This window comes from Micromonospora sp. M71_S20, from assembly GCF_003664255.1.
Classification (GTDB): domain Bacteria; phylum Actinomycetota; class Actinomycetes; order Mycobacteriales; family Micromonosporaceae; genus Micromonospora.
On record NZ_RCCV01000003.1, the window covers coordinates 242,905 to 268,824 of the forward strand.

The following is a 25,920-nucleotide window of genomic DNA, read 5'->3' on the forward strand; positions in this document are numbered from 1 at the left end:
CGACGCGATTTGCGTGAGCAGCTAAACAGTAGAGCTACTAAACTATTGACCGCAAGTAGGATGTGGGGCATGGCGCAGCACACCGCCCCCTCCACCCCGCCGCATCCCGCCGACCGCGCGGCGCTGGCCGGCGACGTGGTGCGCCGGATCACGCACGTCGCCGCCGCGCTGCGCCACCACCAGGATCTGGAGATCGCCGAGCTGGGGCTGACCCCCGCGACCGCGCGGGCGCTGCACGAACTGGACCCCGACCGGCCGCTGCCGGCCCGCGACCTCGCCGAAGGGCTGGGCTGCGACCGCTCCAACGTGACCGCCCTGGTCGACAAGCTGGAGCGGGCCGGGCTGGTCGAGCGGCATCCCGACCCCGCCGACCGGCGGCAGAAGACGCTGGTGGTGACCGGGCCGGGGCGGCAGGTGCGGGCCCGGGTGCACCAGGTCATGACGGACTCCCGGCTGCTCGCCGGGCTCACCGTCGACGAGCTGGCGACCCTGCGCGAGCTGGTCTGGAAGGTCTCCGACGGAGGCTGCCCCGAGCGGTGCGACGACGACTGAACCACACCGCGTCATTCGTGTCCGAGTGGGCGCACGGGCCGCTCGTCGGTAATGCTGTCCGACGTGACCACCCCGCAAGATCTCGACGACCGGTTCCGGGAGACGCTGGCCGCGCTTGCCACCCCGCCGCAGCGGCGTGACCCCGCACGGCCGGTCACCGACGACACGACGCTGACCGGCGCGCGGGCGCTGGACCTCTTCGACGCGCAGGCCACCAGCCGCCAGCTCGACCTGGCCGGCCGGTGGCTGCACAGCTTCGGCGAGGGCTTCCACACGATCGGCTCCGCCGGCCACGAGGGCAACGCCGCGCTCGCCGCCGCGCTGCGCGCTACCGACCCGGCGCTGCTGCACTACCGCTCGGGTGCCTTCTACTGCGTCCGCGCCGACCAGGCCGCCCGCTCGACGCCGGGCGAGCGGGCCGGGGCCGAGCAGGAGGGGGTCGACCAGCCGGCTGCGGTCGGCCGGCCCGTCGAGGCCGCGCCGGCCGACCCGGACGGGCCCGGCGACCCCTCCGCGCCCGACGCCCCCGACCCGGAGGAGCCGACCGGCGGCTCCGGGTCCGTCGTGGACCGGCCGCTGCGCCCGGGGTACGCCGAGGCGGCCCGCGACGTGCTGCGGGGCATGGTCGCCTCCAGCCACGAGCCGATCGCCGGCGGGCGGCACAAGGTCTTCGGCCGAGCCGACCTGGCCGTCGTTCCGACCACCCCCACCATCGCCTCGCACCTGCCCCGCGCCGTCGGGATGGGACTGGCGGTGGAGCGGCTGCGCCGGCTGGAGACCTCCGGCCGGCGGGACGGGGTGCGGGTCGGCAGCGGTGGGGACGCCGCGCAGGCGTCCTGGCCGTCGGACGCCATCGTGGTCTGCTCGTTCGGCGACGCCTCGGTCAACCACGCCAGCGCCACCGCCGCGTTCAACACCGCCGGCTGGTACGACCACACCGGCCTGCGCATCCCGGTGCTCTTCGTCTGCGAGGACAACGGCCTCGGCCTCAGCGTCCGCTCCCCGAAGGGGTGGGTGGAGACCACGCTGCGGTCCAAGCCAGGTGTCCGCTACTTCGCCGCGGACGGCGACGACCTGGTGCGGGCGTACGAGGTGGCGGCCGAGGCGGCGGCCTGGGTGCGCCGGCACCGCCGCCCCGCCGTGCTCCACCTGTCGACCGTACGGCTGATGGGGCACGCCGGCGCGGACGCCGAGACCGCCTACCGCAGCGCCGAGGAGATCGCCGCCGACCTCGACCGCGATCCGCTGGCCGGTACCGCGCGGCTGCTGGTGGGGGCGGGGGTCGCCACCGGCGAGGAATTGCTGGCCCGCTACGACGAGATCGGCTGGCAGGTGCGCCGGATCGCCGAGGAGGTGCTGGACGAGCCGAAGCTGACCGCACCCGCGGAGGTGCTGGCCCCGCTGGCCCCGCGCCGGCCGGTCCGCCTCGCCCGGGCGGTGGCCGACGCGGCGGCCCGCGCCGCAGGCCCCGGCGCCGCCGCCCGTACGGAGGCGTTCGGTGGCCGGCCGCCCGAGCTGACCGGTCCGCTGACGCTGGCGCAGAGCATCAACGCCGCGCTCGCCGACGGGATGCTCGACCATCCCCAGATGGCCGTGTTCGGCGAGGACGTCGGCGCCAAGGGCGGCGTCCACGGGGTGACCGAGGGGCTACGCGACCGCTTCGGCGCGGCCCGGGTCTTCGACACGCTGCTCGACGAGACCTCGATCCTCGGGCTGGGGCTCGGCGCCGGGCTGGCCGGGATGCTGCCCGTGCCCGAGATCCAGTCCCTGGCGTACCTGCACAACGCCGAGGACCAGGTGCGTGGCGAGGCCGCCACGATGCAGTTCCTCTCGCAGGGTGCCTTCCGTAACCCGATGGTGGTGCGGGTGGCCGGCCTGGCGTACCAGGAGGGCGGCGGGCACTTCCACAACGACAACTCGGTGGCCGTACTCCGGGACGTGCCGGGCCTGGTGATCGCGGTGCCGGCGCGGCCGGACGACGCCGCGCCCATGCTGCGTACCTGCCTGGCCAGCGCGGCGGTGGACGGCAGCGTCTGCGTCTTCCTGGAGCCGATCGCGCTCTACCACACCCGCGACCTGTACGCCGAGGGTGACGGTGAGTGGCTGGCCAACTATGCCGAGCCCGGCGCGTGGACCGGCGGTCACGTGCCGATCGGAAGGGCCCGCGTCTACGGCGTCGGCTCCGCCGAGGACGTCACGATCATCACTTTCGGTAACGGGGTGCCGATGTCGCTGCGCGCGGCGGCGACCCTCGCCGACGAGGGGATCGGCACCCGGGTGGTGGACCTGCGCTGGCTGTCCCCGCTGCCGGTGGCCGACGTCATCCGGGAGTCGGCGGCGACCGGCAGGGTGCTGGTCGTGGACGAGACCCGCCGCTCCGGCGGGGTCGGCGAGGGGGTCATCGCGGCCCTGGTGGATGCCGGATATGTGGGGGCAGCGCGGCGAGTGGCCGGAGTTGACTCGTTTGTACCATTAGGTCCGGCGGCCCGTCAGGTTCTGGTCTCCGAGGAAGCAATTACCCAGGGTGCCCGCACGCTTCTGGCACGGTAAATTCCGTTCCACCCGGTGCGCCACTTGCGCGGGGAGCCACAACTGTGTGGACTTTGCCTGACGGCGCCGACGCGGCGCCGCGGGCAGGGATGAGATGAGGAGGCACGCGACAGTGAGCGCGACCGCTGGTCAGGCCGCCGACGGGGTACGCAGCCTGGCGGACCGGTTCGGGATCGAACCGGGGATGGTCGTCATGGAGATGGGGTACGACGACGACGTCGACCAGGATCTCCGTGACGCCCTGACCGACCGCTGTGGAGAGCTGGTCGACGAGGACACCGACGAGGTGGTCGACGCGGTGCTGGTCTGGTACCGCGACGGCGACGGTGACCTCTTCGAGCTTCTCGTCGACGCCCTCGGCCCGCTGGCCGACAACGGTGTCGTGTGGCTGCTCACGCCCAAGGCGGGGCGCGAGGGGCACGTCGAGCCGAGCGAGGTCGCCGAGTCCGCGCCCACCGCCGGCCTCCAGCAGACCTCCACCGTCAACGCCGGCCGGGACTGGAGTGGAGCCCGCCTCGTCCTGCGCCGTGGCGCCAAGGGCAAGAAGTAAGCGGACGCCGGCGATCACCCGGCGGCGCCCGCTGCCGGGTGTGGCAGGCTGTTGCCCATCCGACCCCATCCTGAGGAGCTCGCATGCCGATCGAGGTTGGCGCCGAGGCGCCGGACTTCGTGCTCAAGGACCAGAACAACCAGGAGGTCCGGCTCTCGGACTTCCGTGGCAAGCGCACCGTGCTGCTGGTCTTCTACCCGCTCGCCTTCACCGGGATCTGCCAGGGTGAGCTGTGCGAGGTGCGGGACAACCTCAACGACTACGTCAACGACGACGTCCAGGTGCTGACCGTCAGCGTCGACTCGGTCTACGCCCACAAGATCTGGGCCGACAAGGAGGGCTACCAGTTCCCGCTGCTGGCCGACTTCTGGCCGCACGGCGCGGTGGCCCAGTCGTACGGCGTCTTCAACGACGTCGCCGGCATCGCCAATCGGGGCACCTTCGTGATCGACAAGGCGGGCGTGGTCCGCTTCGCCGAGATGAACATGCCGGGCGAGGCGCGCGACCAGCAGGGCTGGCGCAAGGCCCTCGCCGAGGCCGTCGCCGCCTGACCAACCGGGCACGCCGTACGACCGGGCCGGTGGAGGGCAGGGTAAGCTTGCCACCCTCCGGCCCGCCGTACGGGCGTTCCGGGCGCGTAGCTCAGTGGGAGAGCACTCGCCTTACAAGCGAGGGGTCGCAGGTTCGAAACCTGCCGCGCCCACCTGTCACCACCAGAACCGACATCGGCCCGAAGACCATGGCGGCGGGGGTCGGGTCGACAGGAGCATCGGATGGCGGATCGCGCCGTCCGCCGCTCGGCACCGCCGCCGGCGGCCACTCGCGCGGCTCAGCGACCGCTGATCGCCCATGACCGGTGGTGTCAGCGGTTGCGCGGGTGACCAGGCCGGATTCGTAGGCGAGGACCACGAGTTGGGCTCGGTCCCGGGCGTGGAGCTTGATCATGGCCCGATTGATGTGGGTCTTCGCGGTCATCGGGCTGATGACCATGCGTTCGGCGATCTGGTCGTTGGACAGGCCCTGAGCGACCAGGGCGACGGCCTCGCGTTCGCGGGCGGTCACGCCCGCCAGTCCCCTGTCGAGACCGGCGGGGAGCGGCTGGGTGACGTACCGGTCGATCAGCCTGCGGGTGATCGACGGTGCGAGCAGCGCGTCGCCGCGCGCGGCGACGCGTACGGCGTGCAGGAAGTCCTCCGGCACGATGTCCTTGACGAGGAATCCGGCTGCGCCGGCGCGCAGCGCGTTGAAGACGTACTCGTCCATGCCGTAGTTGGTCAGGATGACGACGTGCATCCCGGCCAGGGCCGGGTCCGCGGCGATACGCCTGGTCGCCTCGATGCCGTCGACGACCGGCATCTGGATGTCGATGAGAGCGATGTCAGGCAGGTGTTCCTTGGCCAGGGCGAGGCCCTGTTCCCCATCGGCGGCCTCGGCCACCACCTGGATGTCGTCCTCGAGGTCGAGGAGTGCGCGGAAGCCGCTGCGGATGAGCGGCTGGTCGTCCACCAGCAGGACACGGATCATGAGGTCCGGTCCACGGGGAGTTCAGCCTGGACGGTGAACCCGCCCTTGCCGCGTGGCTCCGCTCGCAGGCTGCCGCCGAGGGCGCTGACCCGTTCGCGCATCCCGAGCAGCCCGACGCCGGACACCGGGGCGGTGCCCGGCGTGGCCTTGCCGTCGTCGTCGATCCGTATGGCGAGGGTGTCCGGACGGTAGTCGATCCGTACCGACGCGGTGGCGGCGTTGGCGTGGCGGACGATGTTGGTGAGCGATTCCTGAACGATCCGGTAGCCGGTCCGGTCCACCGCGGCCGGCACGTCGTGTCGTTGTCCTCCGATAGTCAGTGTCGTGTGCAGGCCGGTGGTGCGGGCCCCTTCCACCGGTTCGAGGACGTCGTCGAGCCCTCGCGGCGGGGCCGTGTCGTCGCCGCGCAGCGCCTCCAGCGTCGCGCGCAGCTCCCGGGTGGCCTCACGTCCGGCCTGCTGGATCGCCAGCAGGGCCTCCGGCACGTGTTCGCCGCGCTTGCGGGCCACGTGGACGGCGACCTCGGCCTGCACCTTGATGATCGAGATCTGGTGGGTGAGCGAATCGTGCAGCTCCCGCGCGATGTGCAGCCGTCCCTCGTCGGCGCGGCGCCGCGCGGTCTCCTCCCGGGTGCGCTCGGCTTCCTCTGCCCGCCGTTCTGCCTGCCGCAACGCTTCACCCGCAGCCCCGGCCGCGATCAGCCAGGCCAACTCGAGGGCGCCTCGGGCCTGCGCGAACGCCTCGCCCGTGTCGTGCAGGCCGGAGGCCAGGGCCGCGAGGGGGAGAGCGGCCAGCATGATCACGCTTGCCGCCACCGTGATGCGCCGGTGCCCCGCCCGTACGGCGGTGTACACCGCGAACAGGTACGCGACGGCGGGTACGTCGAAGCCAGCTGCCTGGTGGCCCACCGCACACAGTCCGGTGACGGCCAGGGTGGCAACTGGCGCCTGACGGCGCGCCGCCAGCGCCAGACCGCCGCCGGTCAGTAGCGCGTAGCCGAGCAGATCGAGGTTCGTGGCGGAGTTCCCCGACAGCCCGGTGACCAGCAGCGCCGCTGCCACACCGACGGCGATCGCCCAGTCTCCGACGCCAGCCCGGATCTCGGACCGCCCTGTGCTCATGCGCGCACCTTAATCGGATGCCGTTGCAGGCGAATCCTGCTCGCGAACGAGCGCTCGCGTACCGCGCCCGCAGTACCTTCCCGGCGCCTGCGGCGTCCGTGGCAGCCGGATGCCCCAGCGACGGCGGCGTGAAGTGCATCCGGCTGCGGGACGACCCGCGGTACGCGCGGCGACATGATCGGGCGACACCGGATCCCGGAACGGGACGCAGGAAAAGAGGAGAGCGACATGAGGTCATCAGGAGCCCTGTCGTCAGTCCGACGTGTGCTTGCCGTGGTCGGGGCGGCCCTGCTCGGGGTGTTCGCGTCTGCCGTACCGGCGGCCGCGGACGGCTCGGCCCAGCCGGTCGCCGCCGGCGTCACCGCCATGAGCTCAGGGCGGCTCGGGGCCACCGTGGCGGTCGTGCTGGGGCTGTCGGGTGTGGTCGTCGGTGGGCTGGCTCTGGCTCGCCCCGCCGGTCGTTTCGGTACCGGCTCCGGGCGACTCGGCGTCATCGTGGCCGTGGCGGCGGGGCTGCTCGGCATGGCCCTCGGTGGGCTGGTCGTGGCCACCTCCGACGGTGCCGTCGGCACCGGCAACGGGCTGGGCGGGGCCATCGTGGCGCTGGTGGTGGGGCTGATCGCCGTGACCCTCGGTGGGCTGGCCCTGGCAAGCTCCCGCCGCCTGCGCCGCACCGGCTGACCGGTCACGGTGACGCGGTGGCCGGCCCCGAGCCTCGGACGGTGGCTGAGGCGAGCGCTTCCGCCTCGCCGATCACGGCTCCCAGCGTCGAGGCCGGGGAGCCGCAGGCCAAGGGCGTGGCTGCCGCGACGAACCACGACCGGTGCGGGGACGGGCCGCCGGATGACCGGCGGTCCGTCCCCGTTCCCCGATCGGTGGGTCAGTTCGCGCAGACGGCGTACGCGCGGACCTTCCAGTTGCCGCTGAAGCCGTCCTCGTCCTCGGCGGCGGAGACGGTGACGACGGTCGAGGTGGTGGCCCGCATCTGGGTCAGGCGCACCTGCCCGTCGCCGCCGAGGATCTCGCCGCCCACCCCGTGCACCCGCGTCCCGGCGGGGCAGGTGGCCGTGACCGACCGGGTGGCGGCGGAGCTGTAGACGCTGTCGTCGATCACGCGCTGCTCGCCGGGCAGCGGGTCGGCGCAGATCGCGACCGCGTCCAGCCACCAGCTGCCGGCGAATCCGGTGCCGTCCTCGGCACCCGCCACCACGACGCTGTTCTGGTGGATGCGCAGGTCCTCCAGGACGACCTCGCTGTTCGCCGCCCCGACGACCGCGCCACCGACCCCGATGGCGTGCTTGCCGGCCGGGCAGGACTTCTCGAACCAGTTCGACGTGCCGAAGCTGGGCGCCGAACTGCCGGACACCATCACCAGGCCGGCGGGCGGCGTGGCGCAGATCGCGTTCGCCGTGACCGCCCAGTTGCCACCGACGCCGTTCTCGTCCTCCCGGCCCGTCACCGAGTACGCGTCCCCGCCGATCAGCGGACGCATGATGTCCATGCCGACCTGCCCGAGGCCGGAACCGGTGATCGCGCCACCGCCGCCGATGACCTTGGTGCCGGCCGGGCAGGTCGTGTTCTGCGTCTTCGCGGAGCTGTTGCTGGGGCCGGTCGTCGTCTTGACGCTCAGCCCGGGCACCGCCGCCACCGGCCCGGCGAGGGCCAGCTGGCCGAGTACGAGCGCGCTCAGCGCGGCTCCCCCCACTGCGGCCGTCCGACGCGTCCACCGGGTGCGGTTCGATCCCTCTCGCATGGTGTCTCTACCTTTCTCGGGGCTGTTCGGTATTGCTGACACCGGTAGGAGCGCGGTCGGGTCGGGATGCCAACAGAAAGACCCGAAGAAAAAAATCCGCGGTTCTACTGGACCCGTCGACGAGCAGCGAGGGAGACGGATGGACACGGCGGCACGGGACGACACCGCACTGGTCGAGGCGGTGCGCCGCGGTGATCGGGCCGGGCTGGAGGGCATGTACCGGCGGTACGCCGACCGGCTCTACACGTACGCCCGGACCATGCTGCGCGAGCCGGAGGCCGCCGCGGACGCCGTCCACGACGCGTTCCTCACCGCCAGCCAGCGCATCGGTCAGCTCCGCGAGCCCGACCGGCTGCGCTCCTGGCTGTACGCGATCGTGCGCAACGAGTGCCTCCGGCAGTTGCGGGAGCGGTCCCGCTCCCTGCCCCTGGAGGAGGCCGACGAACCGGCGGCCGACACCGCCGACCCGGGCACGGGCGTAAACGCCGATCAGGTACGCGACCTGGTGCACACCGCCGTCGCCGCGCTGAACCCGGGCGACCGTGAGGTGGTCCACCTGGCCATCCGCCACGACCTGTCGTCGGCCGACATCGGCGCGGCCCTCGGGGTGCCCGCGAACCACGCGCACGCCCGCCTGTCGCGCGCCCGCTCACAGCTCGAACGGGCGCTGGGGGCGCTGCTGGTGGCCCGCACCGGAGCCCGGGACTGCCCGACCCTCGCCGGCCTGATCGACGGCTGGCAGGGCCGGCTCACCCCGACCCTGCGCAAGCGGGTCTCGCGGCACATCGAGAGCTGCGCCGTGTGCGGGCTGCTCCGGCGGGAACAGCTCAGTCCGGCCGCGCTGCTGTCGGCGTACACGGCCCCGGCCTTCCTGGTCGTCGCCGACACGGTGTGGCCGCGACTGGCCGAGACCAGCGCGACCGGCGTCGGGGCCGACCCGGCGCCGGGCGCGGAGGCCGATCCGGCCGGTGCGGTCACGGCCGATCCGGCGGCCGGCGGTGACGCCGATCCGGCGGGTGCGGTCACGGCCGATCCGGTGCCCGGCGGTGACGCCGATCCGGCGGGTGCGGTCACGGCCGATCCGGCGCCCGGCGGGGACGCCGTTCCGGCGGGCGGGGGCACGGCCGACCCGGCGCCGGCGACCGACGGGAATTCTGGGCCGGCGGTCGCCGGCCCGGTGGACGAGGCGGTCGACGCGCCCACGGCGACGACCGACGTGACCGTGGGTTCGGGCGGCGTGGCGGCGGTTTTGGGCGGTGCGGCCGCGCTCCCGGTAGGTGGGGCGGCGCCGCGGGCTGCGGCACACGCCGTGCGGACGGCCTCCCCGGCGAGCCGCGACCGGCGCCGTCGGAGGCTGGCCGGGGCCGGGGCCGCAGCCCTGCTGGTCCTCCTCGCCGCGCTCGGCACCTGGGCACTGGCACCCGGGCGCCCGACCGCCGCGCAGGACGGCTCCGGCCGACCGGTGTCCGAGGCGTTCGGATCACCGGCCGGTGAACCGGTGCCCCCCGCCCCCGCGCCGCCGTCCGGCACGGCCACGGACACCGGCACCCGGGCTGCCGACCCGCCGTCGGCCGGTGCTGCCGGTCCGGCGTCCGGTTCCGCCGTCGCGCCGACGCGCGGCGGCGGGGCAGCCCGGACCGACGCGCCCGACGTCGCGCCGGGCGGCGGCGTCGCACCGGCACCGACCACGGCACCGAGCAGGCCCCCGGTCGCGCCCCGGCCGACCGGCGCGCCGCAGGTCGCCGCGCCGTTCACGGTCTCCGCCACCGCCCACGTGCGGTGCGGCCCGGAGACGTACGGCCTCGTGGTGCGGGCCGCCGGCAGTGCCACGATCGTCGCCGCCGAGGTGCGCTGGACACCCGCTGGAGGCAGGACGTCGGCGCGGGCCCTGACGGCGGACGGATCGACCGCGCGGGGGACCGTCGGGCAGTTGCGCGCGGCGACGCTGACCTGGTCGGTGCGGGCGACCACAACGGACGGCCGTACGGCGCAAAGCCCCACCTACCCGGTCACCGACCCGTGCGTCCGGCCGGGATAGCCGGCCGGCCGTCGACGGTTCGGGGCTCAGGAAGAGGAGCATCAACGAATGTCGCTGCGGGCGGAGTCAGCTCGGCCTGAGCGTCTTCGGCTTCAACCTTCCCGCGCGGACGCTCTACGAGCAGATGGGCTTCGAGGCGACCGCCGTTCGGATGCGCAAGCGGCTGTAGCTCTCGGGAGCGGCGGCGGGCGCGCCCGGACGGCCAATCGCCCGCGTGCGTCGTACGGCCCGGGGTTGGATGGGGCGATGAGCTACGCGGAGGTCGACGGGCTGCGCCTGTGGCACGAGGAGCACGGCACCGGCCGCCCGCTGCTGTTGTTGCACGGCGGCTTCGGGGCGGCGGAGACGTTCGCGCCGATCCTGCCGGCGCTGGCCGCGCGTCGTCGGGTGATCGCGGTCGACCTCCAGGGCCACGGGCGCACCGCCGACGTCGACCGTCCGCTGCGCTACGAGTCGATGGCCGACGACATCGCGGCGCTGATCGTGCACCTCGGCCTGGCCGAGGCCGACGTGATGGGCTACTCGCTCGGCGGCGGCGTGGCGCTGCGTACCGCGATCCAGCACCCGGCGCTGGTGCGCCGGCTGGTCGTCGTCTCCGCGCCGTGCCGGCGGCAGGGTTGGTATCCGGAGGTGCTGGCGGGCATGCCCGAGCCCGACGAGCAGGCGGGCGAGCGGATGCGGGGCACTCCGCCGTACGAGCTCTACACCCGCGTCGCGCCCCGACCGGGGGACTGGTCGCGACTCTGGGCGAAGACCGGCGAGCTGCTGCGTCGCGACTACGACTGGTCGGCCGAGGTGGCCGCCCTGGCCGTGCCCACCCTGCTGGTCTTCGCCGACGCCGACTCGGTCAGCGCCGCGCACATGGTGGAGTTCTTCGGGCTGCTCGGCGGGGGCCGCCGGGATGCCGGCGGGGAGGGCACCGACCGCCCGGCGTCGCGGCTCGCCGTGCTGCCGGGGCTCACCCACTACGACATCTTCGTCTCGCCGGCGCTGCCCGCCGCCGTCCTGCCGTTCCTCACCCACCCGGTGTCGCCGCCCGGCTGACGCCGGACGGGCGCCCGGACCGGGCGCTGACGGAAGCCCCGGCCGGTGCGTCCGGGCCGTCCGGCTACTCCGCCCCGGCGGGGCGGGCGTAGTGGAGGATGACCACTCCGCTGTCGAACGGACGCGTGTCGACCAGGTCGAAGCGGCGCGGGTCGAACCCCCGGGCGACGAGCGGGACGCCGCTGCCGATCACGCACGGGCTGAGCTTGACGACCAGCTCGTCGACGTCGGGCAGGAGCTGGCCGGCGAGCTGGCCACCGCCGCAGAGCCAGATGTCGCGGCCGGGGCGGCTCTTCAGCTCCCGGACGAACTCCACCGGATCCGTGGAGACGATCTCCACCTCCGGCTCGGCGGCCGGTGGCAGGGTGCGGGAGAAGACGTACTGCTTCAGGTGGGCGTACGGGCTGGTGACGCCCATCCTGAGGCCCGGCTCGTAGGAGGCCCGGCCCATCAGCACCGCGTCGAAGCGGCCCGCCGGCTCCTCGATGCCGAACTGCGGGTGGGCGAACGTGGGGAGCGTCTGCGGCCAGTTCGCCGTCAGGTGGGCCGCCACGTCGGGATCCAACCGCAGGAAGTCGTACGACCCGTCGGGGCCGGCGATGAAGCCGTCGAGGGTGCTGGCGACGTAGTACACGAGCTTGCGCAAACCGATCCCCAATCACTACTGGTGTCGTGGATGAAGCTACTACACCCATAGTGGTTCTTGCTAGGGTGTTCCCCGTGGCGAGAAACGTGGAACGACGGGCGGCCCTGGCCGACGCGGGGCTGCGGGTGCTGGCGGCGACCGGGGCACGGGGCCTGACCCACCGGGCGGTCGACGCCGAGGCGGGCGTGCCGACCGGCACCGCCTCCAACTACTTTCGTTCCCGCGACGCGCTGCTCGGCGCGCTCGGCGAGCGGATCATGGAGCGGTTCGCCCCGGACGAGCGGGTCCTGGCCGAGCTGGGGGCCCGTGAGCCGTCGCTGGAGCTGTTCACGGACTACCTGCGCTACATCGTCGAGCGGACCACCCGGCAGCCCGACCTCACCCGGGCGCTGATCGAGCTGCGGCTGGAGGCGGCCCGCCGCCCCGACCTGGCCCGCATCCTCGGCGACACGCTGCGCCGGGGTTACCGCGACGACGTCGCGTTCCACCTCGCCGCCGGATTACCGGGTGGCGCGTTCGAGGTCGCTCTGCTGCACTACGCCATGGACGGGCTGCTGCTCGACCTGCTCGGCACGTCCATCGAGGCGGGATTCGACCCCGACGACGTGGTCGTGGCGTTCGCGTCCCGGCTGGTCGGCGCCGCCGACCGGTGACCGGCAACAGGGGAGACGCGGTGGAACTGAGACCCATGACGGCCGACGAGTTCGCGCGGGTGCGGGAGCCGCTCGTGCGCTCGTACGCCGAGGCGATGGTCACCGATCGCGGCCTGGCCCCGCCCGAGGCCCTGGAGCGGGCCACCACCCAGCTGCGCGAACAGCTCCCCGACGGCGTCGACAGCGCCGGCGCCCTGCTCCGCACGGCCCGGGTGGGCGACGTCGAGGTGGGCTGGATCTGGGTCGGGCTCCCCGGCGGCCCCGCCGGGGCCCACACCGCATGGCTCAACAACGTCGAGGTGCATCCCGGACACCGGAGACAGGGGCACGGGCGGCGCATGATCCAGCTCGTCGAGGCGGAACTCGCCGCCCTCGGGGTGCCCGAGCTGGGGCTGAACGTCTTCGGCTCCAACACCGGGGCCATCCACCTCTACCACAGCCTCGGCTACCGGGTGGCCGCGCAGCAGATGACGAAGCGGATCTCCCCGGCCGGCTGAGCCCGTCAGGAGTGTTCCCCGGCGCAGCGGGAACCCCGGCCCCGGACGCACCTGGGGAGGAGCGACGGATGAGGCATGGTGGCGGACTGACCATCGGTGTGCTCGGCTCGTACGGCGGTCGCAACCTCGGTGACGAGGCGATCCTGACCGGTCTGCTGGCCGATCTGCGCGAGCAGGAGCCGAACGGGCGGATCATCGTCTTCTCCCGGAACCCGGAACACACCAGGGTCGCCCATCCCGACGTGGAGGCGGTGCCCTGGGAAGGGATCAGCCGGACCGACTCGGCGCTGGTCCTGGCCCAGCTCGACGTGCTGATCCTCGGCGGCGGCGGCATCCTCTACGACCGGGAGGCCCGCCGCTACCTGCGGGTGGTCCGGGTGGCCCAGGAACGGGGCCTGCCGCTGCTGACGTACGCGGTGGGGGTCGGGCCGCTCAGCGAGGGCGTGGACACCGGCATGGTGCGGGAGACCCTGGCCAGCGCCACCCAGGTGACCGTACGGGACCAGGAGTCCCGGATGGTGCTGGAGGAGGCGGGGCTGCTCAACCCGATCACCGTGACCGCCGACCCCGCGTTCCTGATCGAACCCGAGGACTTCCCGGCGGACCTGCTCCGCGAGGAGGGGGTGCCGGCCGGCAAGCGGCTGGTCGGAATGAGCGTACGGGAGCCGGGCCGGGCCGCCGAGCGGCTCGACGTCGACGGCTACCACCGCCTGCTCGCCCAGATCGGCGACTTCCTGGTGCACCGGATCGACGCCTACGTGCTCTTCGTCCCGATGGAGCGCGACGACATCCGGCACTCGCACGGCGTGCTGTCGCACATGGTCGCCGCCGAGCGGGGCCGGATCCTGCACGGCACCTACTCGCCCCAGCAGGTGCTCGGGCTGATGCGCCACTTCGACCTGGCCGTGGGCATGCGGCTGCACTTCCTGATCTTCGCCGCGATGGCGGGCACGCCGTTCCTGCCCCTGCCGTACGCCGGCAAGGTCTTCGACCTCGCCCAGCGGCTCGGGGTGCCGGCCCTGCGCGGCGTGGAGCGGGAGGTCGAGGGCCCGCTGCTGGCCGAGGTCGACCGGCTCTGGGACGAGCGGGAGCAGCGGGCCGAGGCCACCGCCCGGCGCGTGGCCGAGGTGTGCGACGAGGCCCGGGGAACCTCCCAGGTCACCCGCGCCGTGCTGGACAGCCTGCGCGCCCGCAGCCTGGCCCCGGCGGCCTGACCCGCCGGCTTAGACCGCCGGCCCGCGCCAGCGGTAGCACCACCGGTCGGCGTCGGCATCCACGGACTCCAGCTCGTAGATCTCCGCCTCGGCCAGCCCCTTCGCACCGAGGTGGTGATGGGTCAGCGGCGGGCGGCCGTTCGGGTCCAGCTCCACGGTGACGGTCTCGCCGTCGGCCACGCCACCGACCAGGGGGATTTCTGCCGTTGATGCCATGCGCCCCATCCTGCCCCGCCCGGGGAGACCCCGCAGCGGATAGCGGGGCAGCGGGCCGGGGCGGGGCGGCACTAGGGTCGGTGGATGGCGGAGATGGCTATCGATCCCACGCTCGGCCCGGTGCTGGCGCGCACCGGCGACGAGCGGGCCGTGCTCGAATCGTTCCTCGACTTCCACCGGGGCGTGCTGCTGCGCAAGCTGCGCGGGCTCTCCGACGCCGACGCGGCCCGCCGGCTGGTGCCCTCGGCCACCACCGTCGCGGGCCTCGTCAGACACCTGACTCTGGTGGAGCGGAACTGGTTCCCGTGCCTGCTCGCCCCCGGCCCGGGCGACGTCTACCTCACCTCGCAGGAGGACGCGGAGGCGAGCTTCACGCTCACCGACGGGGAGACCGTCGAACGGCTCGCGGCCGCGTACGAGCGGGCCTGCGCCCGCTCCCGGGAGATTGCCGGCCGGTTCGACCTCGACCACGTGGTGCCCCACCCGCAGCTCGGTGAGGTGTCGCTGCGCTGGATCCTCGTGCACATGATCGAGGAGACCGCCCGGCACGTCGGGCACGCCGACATCCTCCGCGAGCTGACCGACGGCGCCACCGGCGTGCTCTGACCGCCGCCCGGGCGGCGCGGCGACGTGACCAGGGCGCGCCGCGCGGCGACGGGCAGCGGGATCAGCGACGGGGCAGCAGGTCGGGCGGATACTCCATGCCGTCGTGGGTGCAGGCCGCCGCGGCGACCCGGGCCGCGTACGCGGCCGCGTCGGTCAGCGCCGCGCCGCGCAGCCGGCCGGCGATCACGCCCGCCGCGAAGGCGTCCCCCGCGCCGTTGGTGTCGACGACCGGTGCGGGCGGCACGGCGGCGGGCACCGCCGTCGGTTCGCCCCCGCCGGTGTGCAGCTCGGCGCCCTCCGACCCCCGGGTCACCAGCACCGTGCGGGGCGCCAGCGCGGCGGCGAGCGCGCCGGCTCCCGCGCCCAGCCGGACCCCGCTGACGAAGACCAGGCCGGCCACCTCGGCGAAGGGCCGGTGGTAGGCGTTCCCGCCGTCCCAGTCGTGCAGGTCGGTGGAGAGGACGGCACCGTCGGCCAGCCCCGCGCGCAGGGCGGGCAGCAGGGGAAGCGTCCAGTCCATGATCGACAGGTGCACGTGGGCCGCCTGCCGGACCAGCGCGGTCACCTCGGCCGCCGGGAACGGGGCCGGCCCGTGCCAGGGGCGCGGGTCGTAGAGCGACATCCGCCGGCCGGCCGGGTCGACCATGTTCACCGACCGCCGGGTGCCGGCCGGGGCGTCGCCCAGCACGGCGTGCACGCCGGTGCGGGCCAGCGCGGCGCGGACCACGTCGCCGGCCGGGTCGGCGCCGATGACGTCGACGACCGCCACCCGGAGCCCGAGCGCGTGCGCGGCGAGCGCCACCCCGGCGCCGGTGTTGCCGATCCGCAGGTCGATCGGGTCGACGGTGACGGAGTCGGCGGCCGGCAGCGGGATCGCGGGCACCCGCACCCGCACGTCGACGCCGAGGCCGCCGATCACGAGGAGGTCGTGCACGCGCCCGACCCTATCCCGCCGTCCGGCGGACACGGGGCCCATGGGCCGCCCGCCGCCCGCTCGTCCGGACGGTCGACGGTGTGCTGGTCGGGGCCGCCGGGCCCGGACCGATATCCTCGCCGGGGTCGTCGCGAGGAGGGGGACGCGTGCTGGTCGTCCACGGGGTCTGGCGGTCCGGCGGCGGGCTCGCCGTCTGGGCCGAGGACAGCGCGCTGCCGGCCCACGCGCCGCGCCGCCCGGGCCGGGCGCCCCGGGAACGGCTGCACCCGTTCGCCGCCGACCAGGCCGCCCTGGCCGCCGCGCTGGCCGCGACGGCCGAGCCGGCCGACCTCGGCACCGCCCTGCTCACCCTCCCCACCCGGGCCGGCGCACCGCTGGACTCCCCGGAACTCGTCCGCGCCGACGTCGCCGGGGCGGTCCGCGGGCCGGTGACCCTCGCCGGCTGGCGGGTGCCCGTCCTCCGGTACGCCCCCGACGCCGCCCTGGCCCTGCTGCGCGGCGTCGACGCGGTGGCCGCCGTGCCGGGCGCGACCCTGCGCCACCTCGCCGAGCTGGCCGACTTCGCGGTCGACCTGGCGGCCCGGGGCCGGGTCCTGCCCGGCCTCGTCGAGGCGCCCCCGACGGCCCGCTCCCGGCCGGACGGGGCACGGGCGGAGGCCGTCGCCCGGGCGGTGTGGCGACCGCTGCTGACCGGCACGGACGCCACCTGGGCCCGGGCGCTGGCGCTGGCCCTGCCCCCGGCCGCCCGCGCCGCCACCGGGCCGGACGGACCGGGCGACCCCGGTGCCGCCGCCGGGGCGGGCACCTTGTCCGGTCGCCGCGCGCGACCAGGCCCGCCCGCCGGGCGCCACCGGCCCGCGCCGGGCGCCGCCGACGCGCCGGGCGCGCTGGTCGCCGACGCGCTCGACGCACTCACCGACGCCGCCGTCCGGGCGGCCCTGGCGGAGACCGTGCTGGCCCGGGGCGTACGCCCGAACGGCGCGGTGCCGGCCTGGCTGGCCGCGCTCACCGGGCCGGTGCGGGAGTTCGCCGCCGACCCGGCCGCGCTGGACACGCTGCGCGCCGAACTGGACGCCTGGCAGCGCGACGCGGCCGGCGGCGCCGTGCGGGCCAGCTTCCGCCTGGTCGAGCCGCCGGCCGACGAGGTCACCGAGCCGGTCGTCGTGGTGCCCGCCGACCCGGCGGCGACGATGCGGCCGGCCGGGCGGTGGCGGGTCGAGTTCGGGCTCCAGGCGGCCGACGAGCCGAGCCTGCACGTCGACGCCGGGCAGGTCTGGCGGGCGCCGGAGAGCGTCGCCGGGCTGGCCGGTCGCGGCGACGACCCGCAGGAGACCCTGCTCGCCGAGCTGGGGCGCGCCAGCCGGCTCTGGCCCGAGCTGGACACCGCCCTGCGTACGGCCACGCCCGAGGCCCTGGAGCTGGACGTCGAGGGGGCGCACCGGTTCCTGCGCGAGGGCGCGCCGGTGCTGCACGCCGCCGGGTTCGCCGTGCTGCTGCCGTCCTGGTGGCGGCGCCCGTCGTCCCGGCTCGGCGCCCGGTTGCAGGCCCGCAGCCGGACCGCCCCGGGCACCGTCGCCGCCACCGTCGGGGGCGTCGGGCTGGACGCCCTCGTCGACTACCGCTGGGAGGTGTCCCTCGGCGACCAGCCGCTCACGGCCGAGGAACTGGCGTCGATGGCCGCGCTGAAGACCCCGCTGGTGCGGCTGCGCGGGCAGTGGGTGGAGCTGGACCCGAAGCGGCTCGCCGCCGGCCTGCGGCTGCTCCGGTCCTCCGGCGAGCTGACCGTCGCCGACCTGCTCCGGCTCGGCCTGGCCGACGCCGAGCAGCCGGACGCGCTGCCGGTGCTGGAGGTCAGCGCCGACGGCGCGCTGGGCGACCTGCTCGCCGGGGCGGTGGAGCGACGGCTCGCCCCGCTGGACCCGCCGCCAGCGTTCCAGGGCACGCTGCGGCCGTACCAGCGCCGGGGGCTGGCCTGGCTGGCGTTCCTCCAGTCCCTCGGACTCGGCGCGGTGCTCGCCGACGACATGGGGCTGGGCAAGACGGTGCAACTGCTCGCCCTGCTCGCCGGGGACCCGCCGGACGCCGGCCCGACCCTGCTGGTCTGCCCGATGTCGCTGGTGGGCAACTGGCAGCGCGAGGCGGCGCGGTTCACGCCGGGGCTGCGCGTACACGTGCACCACGGCGCGGAGCGGGCGCGGGGCGAGGCGTTCGGCGCGGCCGTGCACGGCGCGGACCTGGTCCTCACCACCTACTCGGTCGCGGCCCGCGACGCGCTCGACCTGGCCGGGATCGACTGGCGGCGGGTGGTCATCGACGAGGCCCAGGCCATCAAGAACGCCGCCACCCGGCAGGCCGAGGCGGTCCGCGCGCTGCCCGCGCGGCACCGGATCGCCGTCACCGGCACGCCGGTGGAGAACCGGCTGGCGGACCTCTGGTCGATCATGCAGTTCGCCAACCCCGGGCTGCTGGGCCCGGCGGCGACCTTCCGCAAGCAGTACGCCGAGCCGATCGAGCGGCACGGCGACGCCGAGACGGCCGAACGGCTGCGCCGGATCACCGGCCCGTTCGTGCTGCGCCGACTCAAGACCGACTCCTCGATCATCTCCGACCTGCCGGAGAAGCTGGAGATGGAGGTGCTCTGCAACCTCACCGCCGAGCAGGCCTCGCTCTACCGGGCGATCGTCGACGACATGCTGGCGCGGATCGAGTCCAGCGACGGCATCGAGCGCCGTGGGCTGGTGCTCGCCGCCATGACCCGGCTCAAGCAGGTCTGCAACCACCCCGCGCAACTGCTGCGCGACGGCTCGGCGCTGCCCGGCCGCTCCGGCAAGCTGGCCCGCCTGGAGGAGATCCTGGACGAGGTGCTCGCGGCGGGGGAGCGGGCCCTGCTCTTCACCCAGTACGCCGAGTTCGGCGGCATGCTGCGCGGGCACCTGTCGGCCCGGTTCGGCCGGGAGGTGCTCTTCCTGCACGGCGGGGTCGGCAAGGCCGACCGGGACGCCATGGTGACCCGGTTCCAGTCCCCGCGGGGGCCGGCGATCTTCGTCCTGTCGCTGAAGGCCGGCGGCACCGGCCTCACCCTCACCGAGGCCAACCACGTGGTGCACGTCGACCGGTGGTGGAACCCCGCCGTCGAGGACCAGGCCACCGACCGGGCGTTCCGCATCGGCCAGCGGCGCCGGGTGCAGGTCCGTAAGTTCGTCTGCGCCGGCACGGTGGAGGAGAAGGTGGCGGCGCTGATCGCCGACAAGCGCAGCCTCGCCGCCTCGGTGGTCGGCACCGGCGAGCAGTGGGTCACCGAGCTGTCCACGACGCAGCTGCGCGAGCTGTTCACCCTGGAGGCCGGGGCGGTGGTGGAGTGAGCGGGCAGCCGGAGAGCGACGGCGACGCCAACGGCCGGTTCGCCGACTACGGCCGGCCGCGCCGGGTCGACGGCGGGCTGAGGGCCCGCAGCACCCGGGGGGCCATCGGCCGGTCCTGGTGGTCCCGGCGCTTCCTCGAGGTGCTGGAGTCGTTCGCCCTCGGCACCCGGCTGACCCGCGGCCGGTCGTACGCGCGGGCCGGCCAGGTGGTCCGCCTGGACGTCGCCCCCGGCACCGTCGACGCCGTGGTGCAGGGCTCCCGCGCGCAGCCGTACGAGGTGAGCATCGCCCTGCCGCCGTTCCCGGAGGCGCTCTGGGCCCGCGTCGAGGCGGAGTTGGCCGCCCAGGCGTTCTTCAGCGCCCGGCTGCTCGCCGGCGACCTGCCCCCGGAGCTGGAGGAGCTGTTCGCGGGCGCCGGCGCCCCACTCTTCCCCGCCGGCGTCGCGGAGCTGCGGCAGCGGTGCAGCTGCCCCGACTTCGCCGTGCCCTGCAAGCACCTCGCGGCCACGTTCTACCTGCTCGCCGAGGCGTTCGACGCCGACCCGTTCCAGTTGCTGCACTGGCGGGGCCGGAGCCGGACGCAGCTGCTCGACCGGCTGCGCGTCCTGCGGGCCGGCGCCGCCGGCGTCGACGACCAGCCGGACGCGACCGAGGGCGTGCCGCCGGCCGCGTCGTCCACGACGAACGGTGTGGTGCCGGCGTCACCACCGTCCACCACGGACGGTGCCGAGCCGACGCCGACACCGTCCACACGGGACGACGGTGCTGCGGGAGCCGGGCGGGACACCGTGGACGTCCCGCCGGTCGGCGCGTCCCGGGCGCTCGCCGGCCTGCCGACGGCGCCGTTGGCCGAGGCGGTCGACCGGTTCTGGCTGCCACCGGTTCCGTTGCCCGACCGGCCGCCCAGCCTGTCGACCGGACCGGACCTGCTGCTGCGGCAGCTGGGCGCGCCGGCCCCCGCCATCGGCGGGCCCGGCCTCCTCGAGCGGCTGCGGCGGGCGTACCGGCTCCTCGGCCGGTGAGACCGCCGGCGGAACGGTACGGGGCCCCGGGTCACAGCCAACGGCGGCGGAACCGCCACATGAGCGCGGCGTTGGCCACCAGGACCACCGCGCAGACGGCCCCGGCCAGTCGCCCGGCCAGCACGGTCATCGCCGGCAGCGAGGCCCACAGCACGATCGTCAACAGCATCAGCCATCGGCCGCGCCGGGCCCGGGCCCGGTTGTCGAGCCGGGCGAAGAACGCCGGATCACTCTCCCGGAGCTGACGGGTGATCTGCTCGAACCTGCGCTGATCCTCTTTGCTGAGCATGTGCCTTCCCCTCACGTGTTCAGCGGTTCGGCGGCATACCCGCTGCGGCGGCGGCTCACGCTCCCGTCCTGCTGCTACTTTGCCGCCCCGCCCGGGCGGCGCCCTCCGGCCGCGCCCCCAGCCCTGCGGCGAGCGGGGGAGCGCCTCAGCGCAGGCTTAGCCGAACCTTAAATTTGCCTGTGGCGATGAAAGTGCCGTCCCGCGTCGGCTCGGCCCAGATGGCCGGATCCGGCCCGTGCCGTGCCGCGTACGCCCTGCTCGCGAGGTCCGTGCCGGGCCGCCCCGAGTTCCGGCGCCGCCGACCCGCGCTGAGCGGCGCCTTAAGTGCCCTCCCGGGGCCTTCCGGTGCTGCTTGAAGGCCCCTGAACGCTTGATTACCTTCCGGTGACAACCCCCTCAGGCACCAGTCGCCGCACCTGCACCCGTGCCCCGGTGCCAGTCGTCGCGGCGCAGCAGAAACGGATTGGTACATGGCCGACCAGAATGTGCCACCACGGCGACCGCGGGACGATCGCGGTTGGGACGGGCGTCAGTACCCCGCCGCCGACGGTCACCGCGACACCCACCCCTCCACCCCGTACGGCCACGACCCGCGCACGCAGCACCAGGGTGGACACCCCGCCGACCCGCGGGAGCAGTACGCGCACGCCGGGCACCCGGCCGCGCGCGGGCCGCAGTGGGTCGGCCCGGACGGCTTCGCGCGGCAGGCGGGCGCGCCGTCGGCCGGCCCCGGACTGCCCAACCTGGACGACGACGAGCCGGGCCGCAAGGTCGGCCGCCGCAAGGCCCTCGCGGCCCTCGGTGGCACCGCGGCCGTGGTCGCCGGTGGTGCCGCCCTGGCGATGACCCCGCAGATCCGCAGCCTCTTCGGCGACGAGGCCGTGGCCGGCGACGCCACCGGCACCACGGTCACCGACGGCACCCCGACCCGCCCGAGCGGCCAGCAGCCGAGCACGGTGCGCACCTACACCGAGCAGAACGAGAGCTACATGGGCTCCCGGGCCGGCGAGGCGCTGAAGAAGAACGCCCCGGCCGGCGGCCGCACCTTCTCCGGGCCGGCCGCCGCCGCCGCGGAGACCAAGGTGACCGTCAAGACGGTGCTCGCCAAGGACCCGGTCCTGCACCTGGCCCGGCGGGCCACCTTCGGCGCCACCCCGCAGGTCGTCGCCGACATCAAGGAGCGGGGCATCGACGGCTGGCTGCGTTGGCAGCTCGACCCCGACAAGATCGCCCCGACGAGGGCCGAGCTGAAGCTCGCGGACCTGCCGACGCTGAAGCTGGGCACCGCGCAGCTGCGCGAGCAGCGCGACCAGCTCAACGAGCGGGGCGCGCAGCCGGAGAAGGAGATGGTGGACGCCACCATCGCCCGGCAGATCTGGTCGAAGCGGCAGCTGTTCGAGGTGATGGTCGACTTCTGGAACGACTTCCTGCACGTCGCCGCGGACTTCGACGGGGGCGAGGTGTACCGCGCGTCCTTCGACCGGGACGTCGTCCGGGCGCACGCCCTCGGCAGCTACCCCGAGATGCTGCTCGCCGCGAACCGGCACCCCGCGCTGCTGCTCTACCTCAACCAGAACGACTCCCGCGCCGACGCGGTCAACGAGAACCTGGCCCGGGAGAACCTGGAGCTGTACTCGGTCGGCGTCGACGGCGGCTACACCGAGAAGGACGTCCGGCAGGCGGCCCTGCTCCAGACCGGCCGGGGCGTCAACGACGGGAAGTACGTGTTCCGCCCCGAGCGGCACTACGTCGGCAAGGTGAAGGTCCTCGGCTTCACCCACGCGAACAACTCGAAGGACCCGAAGAAGGCCGAGGCGGCCATCGACGCGTACATCACCTACATCGCGCTGCACCCGTCCACCGCCAAGTACGTGGCGCAGAGCCTGGCCACCCGATTCGTCTCGGACACCCCGCCGAAGTCCCTCGTGGAGCGGCTGGCCAAGTCGTACACCCTGAACAAGGGCATGATCAAGCCGGTGCTGATGACGCTGTTCAGCTCCTCGGAGTTCTGGGCGGCGGTGGGGCAGAAGGTGCGCCGGCCGATGGAGTACCTGGTCGCCACGTACCGGGCCCTGGGGGTGTCCCCGGAGGCGTCGCCGAAGCACGACAACGGCGACAACAAGCGCACCCCGTACGCCCGAGGGCTGCGGCAGATCCACGACAGGATGCGCGAGCTGGGCCAGTACCCGATGGGCCAGCCCACCCCCGACGGCTACCCGGACGTCTACGTGGCCTGGACCTCCGCCGGCACCATGGTCCACGGCTGGAACGAGGCGGGCGAGCTGCTCGCCGGCCGACGCACCGTCTTCACCTACACCCCGCCCGAGAAGCTGGTGGCCAGGCCCCCGGCCACCGCCGGGGCGTACGTGGACGCGCTGGCCCTGCGCCTGGTGGGTCAGAAGCTGAGCGCCAGGGAGCGGTCCCTGATCCTCGGCGTGGCCGGCGTGTCGGCCGGCGACAAGGTCGACGCCACGTTCGACGGGGCCGTCACCGCCGTAGCGCGGGCGATCCTCGCTTCCCCCCAGCACCACCTCCGGTGAGGCACCCGATGGAGAAGACTGTGCACACGTTCCCCCTGCACCCCGAATGCCCCGACCTGCGGCGGCTGGCCGACGACCCGGCCGAGGCGCTGCTGCGGGCGGAGGCCGACATCGTCGCCGCCGAGAACGCCGCCGAGGCCGACCGCTACCGGCGGCTGGAGGACCTGGAGGAGGCCCAGCAGGACGGTCGCGGCGTCACCCGGCGGACGTTCGTGGCCGGCGCCGCCGCGACCGCCACCGCCCTCGCCACCGCCCAGTTCGTCACCACCTCGGCCTCGTTCGCCGCCACCAAGACCGGCACCCTGATCCACGTCTTCCTCTACGGCGGGCTGGACGGGCTGAGCCTGGTCGCCCCGGCGGACGACCCGGTGCTCGCCAAGGCCCGCCCCGACCTGCTGCTCGGCAACGACTCCCTGGCGCTGGGCCGCGGCTTCAAGCTGACCAGCGCGTTCAAGCCGCTGGAGCCGTGGCTGAAGAGCGGCAACCTCGGCTTCGTTCCGGCGGTCTCCGACGAGCGGCTGTCCCGCAGCCACTTCCAGGCCGCGGACGCCTGCAACCTCGGCGGCCTGCCCAGCGAGACCGGCGGCCGGGGCTGGCTGGACAGCCTGGTCGACGCGCTCGGCACGGGCACCGCGTTCCGCAGCGTCGGCATCGGCAGCACGCTGCCCCGGTCGCTGGTCGGCAACAACGGCGCGCTCTCCCTCAACAGCGTCGGCTCGCTGCGGCTCAACGGCGACGACCGGTACCGGGCCGCGACCGAGAAGGCGATCAAGGGGCTCTTCACCGGGATCAACCACCCGGTGCAGGAGGCCGTGCAGGACGGCCTGGGTGCGCTGGCCACCGCGCAGCGCCTCGCCGCGAAGCCGTACCAGCCGGCCGAGGGCGTCGAGTACAAGGGCGTCGGCTACGCGTTCCAGCAGCTCGCGCAGCTCATCAAGGGCGGGGCGAACGTCCGGGTCGCCACCGTCGGGATGGGCGGCTACGACACCCACGAGAACCAGGGCACCCGCGACGGCGGTCAGCTGCACCGGCGGCTCAACGAGCTGGCCGGGGCCATGGCGGCGTTCTTCACCGACCTGGGGGAGAAGTCCGCCGACGTGACCATCATGGTCTCCAGCGAGTTCGGCCGGCGGGTCGCCTCGAACGGCGGCGGCACCGACCACGGCCACGGCGGCGTGGTCACCGTGCTCTCCGGCCGCAAGCTCGCCGGCTCGCTGCTGGGCACCTGGAACGGGCTGGACGACCTGGACTCCGGCGACGTGCCCGAGTACAACAACATGTTCAACGTCTACGGAGCCGTCGCGCAGGGCCGCTTCGGGCTCACCAACGCGGAGGTGGACAAGATCTTCCCCCGGCAGAAGTACCGCCCGATGAAGCTGTACGCGTGACGTACCCGCGCACCCACGCCGCCGGCCGCCGCGCCGGGACGAACCCGTCCCGGCGCGGCGGCCGGCCGGCTGCGGACGTACGCCCCCTGGTGCCGCCGCGACGTGGACCCGGCGGCCGGCGGCTGCTGGCCGCGCTGCTCGTCGTCGGCCTGCTCGTCAGCGTGCTGCCCTGGTGGCTGGACACCCCGGCCGGATCGCTGCGGTCGACGGCCGCCACGCTCACCGCCGCCGGCCGGATCACCGGGCTGGTCGCCGGCTACCTGCTGCTCGTGCAGGTGCTGATGATGAGCCGCCTGCCGATCCTGGAGCGGTGGGCCGGCGGCGAGCGGATCGCCCGCTGGCACCGCGACGTCGGGGCCACCCTGCTGGTCGCCGTGCTCGCGCACGCGTCGCTGATCCTGGTCGGCTACGCCGACCTGGAGGACAACCCGGTGCTCACCGAGGCCGGCGTGCTGCTGCGCGACTACGAGGACATGGTCTCCGCGTTCGCCGCCGCCGGCATCCTGGTGCTGGTCGGCCTCACCAGCGTCCGGGCGATCCGCACCGCGCTGCCCTACGAGCTGTGGCACGCCCTGCACCTGTCGAGCTACGCGGTGCTGCTGCTCGGCTTCGCCCACCAGTTCAGCAACGGCGCGCAGCTGTTCCGGCCCGGCCCGGTGCGCACCGGTTGGATCGCGATGTACGCGCTGGTGCTCGCCGCCCTGCTCTGGGGCCGGGTGATCGCGCCGCTGGCGTTCAACCTGCGGCACCGGCTGCGGGTCGCCGACGTGGTGGCGGAGAGCCCGGACACGATCTCGATCTACCTGACCGGGGACCGGCTGGAGCGGCTGGAACTGCTGGGCGGGCAGTTCTTCCGCTGGCGCTTCCTCGCCCGGGGCTGCTGGTGGCAGGCGCACCCGTTCTCGGTCTCCGCCGCCGCCAACGGCCGCTGGCTGCGGCTCACCGTCAAGGTGGTCGGCGCGCACACCGCCGACCTGCGCGACCTCGAACCGGGCACCAGGGTCTGGGCGGAGGGGCCGTCGGGCACCTTCACCGCCGCCCACCGGACCCGCGAACGGGCCCTGCTGATCGCCGGCGGCAGCGGGATCACCCCGATCCGGGCGATGCTGGAGGAACTGCCGCCCGGCGCCGCGCTGATCTACCGCGCCCGCACCCCGGGCGACGTGCTGCTGCACCGCGAGCTGGACTGGCTCGCCGAGGCCCGGGACACCGCGATCTGGTACGTCGTCGGCTCCCGCCATGATCCCGGCCCCCGCCAGGTGATGAGCCCGGACGGGCTGCGCCGGCTGGTGCCCGACCTCGCCCGGCGCGACGTCTACCTCTGCGGGCCGCCCGGCCTGGTCGAGCAGTCGCTGCGGGTGCTCCGCGAGGCCGGCGTGCCCCGCCGGCAGATCCACCTGGCCACGTTCGAGCTGTAGGAA

21 protein-coding genes, 1 tRNA gene and 3 pseudogenes are annotated in these 25,920 nt (G+C 74.5%); 18 read left to right on the forward strand and 7 right to left on the reverse strand.

Annotated elements, in window-relative coordinates:
- The first annotated feature begins 69 nt into the window (after positions 1 to 69).
- The 5 genes from DER29_RS26290 to DER29_RS26310 all read left to right on the forward strand — a co-directional run bounded on the left by DER29_RS26290 (position 70) and on the right by DER29_RS26310 (position 4,355).
- Positions 70 to 552: a MarR family winged helix-turn-helix transcriptional regulator gene (locus DER29_RS26290; protein WP_121400354.1), complete on the forward strand. Its 483-nt coding sequence runs from the start codon at positions 70 to 72 to the stop codon at positions 550 to 552.
- Positions 553 to 603: 51 nt separating this feature from the next.
- Positions 604 to 3,102, forward strand: a complete 2,499-nt coding sequence (locus tag DER29_RS26295) for a thiamine pyrophosphate-dependent enzyme (protein WP_121400355.1) — start codon at positions 604 to 606, stop codon at positions 3,100 to 3,102.
- 112 nt (positions 3,103 to 3,214) lie between these two features.
- Entirely contained in the window at positions 3,215 to 3,652 is a 438-nt protein-coding gene (locus DER29_RS26300) for a DUF3052 domain-containing protein (RefSeq protein WP_121400356.1), read from the forward strand.
- 83 nt (positions 3,653 to 3,735) lie between these two features.
- Positions 3,736 to 4,203 (forward strand): peroxiredoxin, encoded by a 468-nt coding sequence (locus DER29_RS26305; RefSeq protein WP_121400357.1) that lies wholly within the window; start codon positions 3,736 to 3,738, stop codon positions 4,201 to 4,203.
- An 80-nt stretch (positions 4,204 to 4,283) separates the two neighbouring features.
- Positions 4,284 to 4,355 (forward strand) — tRNA-Val (locus tag DER29_RS26310).
- Positions 4,356 to 4,531: 176 nt separating this feature from the next.
- Here DER29_RS26310 and DER29_RS26315 read toward each other — a convergent pair.
- Positions 4,532 to 5,176 (reverse strand): annotated as a pseudogene (locus DER29_RS26315) (response regulator); the annotation flags it as partial.
- Positions 5,173 to 6,297 (reverse strand): sensor histidine kinase, encoded by a 1,125-nt coding sequence (locus DER29_RS26320; protein WP_121400358.1) that lies wholly within the window; start codon positions 6,295 to 6,297, stop codon positions 5,173 to 5,175. The gene DER29_RS26320 and the pseudogene DER29_RS26315, both read right to left, overlap by 4 nt.
- A 228-nt stretch (positions 6,298 to 6,525) precedes the next feature.
- On the opposite strand from DER29_RS26320, the gene DER29_RS26325 reads away from it, so the two are divergent.
- Positions 6,526 to 6,978, forward strand: a complete 453-nt coding sequence (locus DER29_RS26325; RefSeq protein ID WP_121400359.1) for a DUF6223 family protein — start codon at positions 6,526 to 6,528, stop codon at positions 6,976 to 6,978.
- A 199-nt stretch (positions 6,979 to 7,177) separates the two neighbouring features.
- On the opposite strand, the gene DER29_RS34275 is transcribed toward DER29_RS26325, so the two are convergent.
- A complete protein-coding gene (locus DER29_RS34275) occupies positions 7,178 to 8,050 on the reverse strand; it encodes a hypothetical protein (RefSeq protein ID WP_158619082.1) in 873 nt (290 codons plus the stop codon).
- Between the two features lie 139 nt (positions 8,051 to 8,189).
- Between DER29_RS34275 and DER29_RS34280 the strand changes: the two genes are divergently transcribed.
- Positions 8,190 to 10,088, forward strand: coding sequence for a sigma-70 family RNA polymerase sigma factor (locus DER29_RS34280; RefSeq protein WP_158619083.1), 1,899 nt, complete (start codon positions 8,190 to 8,192; stop codon positions 10,086 to 10,088).
- A gap of 246 nt (positions 10,089 to 10,334) precedes the next feature.
- A complete protein-coding gene (locus tag DER29_RS26340) occupies positions 10,335 to 11,132 on the forward strand; it encodes an alpha/beta fold hydrolase (RefSeq protein WP_121400361.1) in 798 nt (265 codons plus the stop codon).
- A gap of 64 nt (positions 11,133 to 11,196) precedes the next feature.
- Here the strand turns inward: DER29_RS26340 and DER29_RS26345 are convergent, their stop codons facing one another.
- Positions 11,197 to 11,778: a dihydrofolate reductase family protein gene (locus tag DER29_RS26345; RefSeq protein ID WP_121400362.1), complete on the reverse strand. Its 582-nt coding sequence runs from the start codon at positions 11,776 to 11,778 to the stop codon at positions 11,197 to 11,199.
- Positions 11,779 to 11,852: 74 nt separating this feature from the next.
- Between DER29_RS26345 and DER29_RS26350 the strand changes: the two genes are divergently transcribed.
- The 3 genes from DER29_RS26350 to DER29_RS26360 all read left to right on the forward strand — a co-directional run bounded on the left by DER29_RS26350 (position 11,853) and on the right by DER29_RS26360 (position 14,142).
- Positions 11,853 to 12,431 carry a TetR/AcrR family transcriptional regulator gene (locus tag DER29_RS26350; protein ID WP_121400890.1) on the forward strand — a complete coding sequence of 193 codons (579 nt, stop codon included), beginning with the start codon at positions 11,853 to 11,855 and terminating at the stop codon, positions 12,429 to 12,431.
- A 20-nt stretch (positions 12,432 to 12,451) separates the two neighbouring features.
- Positions 12,452 to 12,928 carry a GNAT family N-acetyltransferase gene (locus DER29_RS26355; RefSeq protein WP_148710108.1) on the forward strand — a complete coding sequence of 159 codons (477 nt, stop codon included), beginning with the start codon at positions 12,452 to 12,454 and terminating at the stop codon, positions 12,926 to 12,928.
- Between the two features lie 68 nt (positions 12,929 to 12,996).
- The gene (locus DER29_RS26360) at positions 12,997 to 14,142 is read left to right on the forward strand and encodes a polysaccharide pyruvyl transferase family protein (RefSeq protein WP_121400364.1); all 1,146 of its coding nucleotides are present in this window, start codon (positions 12,997 to 12,999) and stop codon (positions 14,140 to 14,142) included.
- Positions 14,143 to 14,151: 9 nt separating this feature from the next.
- On the opposite strand, the gene DER29_RS26365 is transcribed toward DER29_RS26360, so the two are convergent.
- Positions 14,152 to 14,358: a hypothetical protein gene (locus DER29_RS26365; protein WP_121400365.1), complete on the reverse strand. Its 207-nt coding sequence runs from the start codon at positions 14,356 to 14,358 to the stop codon at positions 14,152 to 14,154.
- An 84-nt stretch (positions 14,359 to 14,442) separates the two neighbouring features.
- Here DER29_RS26365 and DER29_RS26370 point away from each other — a divergent pair, with 84 nt between their 5' ends.
- On the forward strand, positions 14,443 to 14,964 hold the full coding sequence (locus tag DER29_RS26370) for a DinB family protein (RefSeq protein ID WP_121400366.1): 522 nt from the start codon (positions 14,443 to 14,445) through the stop codon (positions 14,962 to 14,964).
- A gap of 61 nt (positions 14,965 to 15,025) precedes the next feature.
- On the opposite strand, the gene DER29_RS26375 is transcribed toward DER29_RS26370, so the two are convergent.
- Positions 15,026 to 15,898 carry a carbohydrate kinase family protein gene (locus DER29_RS26375; protein WP_121400367.1) on the reverse strand — a complete coding sequence of 291 codons (873 nt, stop codon included), beginning with the start codon at positions 15,896 to 15,898 and terminating at the stop codon, positions 15,026 to 15,028.
- Positions 15,899 to 16,044: 146 nt separating this feature from the next.
- Between DER29_RS26375 and DER29_RS36375 the strand changes: the two are divergent.
- The 3 genes and pseudogenes from DER29_RS36375 to DER29_RS26385 all read left to right on the forward strand — a co-directional run.
- Positions 16,045 to 16,654, forward strand: a pseudogene (locus DER29_RS36375) (ATP-dependent helicase); the annotation flags it as partial.
- A gap of 77 nt (positions 16,655 to 16,731) precedes the next feature.
- A pseudogene (locus DER29_RS26380) lies at positions 16,732 to 19,260 on the forward strand (DEAD/DEAH box helicase); the annotation flags it as partial.
- Entirely contained in the window at positions 19,257 to 20,282 is a 1,026-nt protein-coding gene (locus DER29_RS26385; RefSeq protein ID WP_121400369.1) for an SWIM zinc finger family protein, read from the forward strand. The pseudogene DER29_RS26380 and the gene DER29_RS26385, both read left to right, overlap by 4 nt.
- A gap of 31 nt (positions 20,283 to 20,313) precedes the next feature.
- Here the strand turns inward: DER29_RS26385 and DER29_RS26390 are convergent, their stop codons facing one another.
- On the reverse strand, positions 20,314 to 20,571 hold the full coding sequence (locus DER29_RS26390) for a DUF3040 domain-containing protein (RefSeq protein WP_121400370.1): 258 nt from the start codon (positions 20,569 to 20,571) through the stop codon (positions 20,314 to 20,316).
- 470 nt (positions 20,572 to 21,041) lie between these two features.
- Here DER29_RS26390 and DER29_RS26395 point away from each other — a divergent pair, with 470 nt between their 5' ends.
- From DER29_RS26395 to DER29_RS26405, 3 genes are read left to right on the forward strand one after another with little or no spacing between them, the layout of a single operon-like run.
- Positions 21,042 to 23,111, forward strand: coding sequence for a DUF1800 domain-containing protein (locus DER29_RS26395; protein WP_121400371.1), 2,070 nt, complete (start codon positions 21,042 to 21,044; stop codon positions 23,109 to 23,111).
- Positions 23,112 to 23,131: 20 nt separating this feature from the next.
- Positions 23,132 to 24,499, forward strand: coding sequence for a DUF1501 domain-containing protein (locus DER29_RS35990; RefSeq protein ID WP_255421076.1), 1,368 nt, complete (start codon positions 23,132 to 23,134; stop codon positions 24,497 to 24,499).
- Positions 24,496 to 25,917, forward strand: coding sequence for a ferric reductase-like transmembrane domain-containing protein (locus DER29_RS26405; RefSeq protein WP_121400373.1), 1,422 nt, complete (start codon positions 24,496 to 24,498; stop codon positions 25,915 to 25,917). Before DER29_RS35990 ends, DER29_RS26405 begins: the two co-directional genes overlap by 4 nt.
- Positions 25,918 to 25,920: the final 3 nt, after the last annotated feature.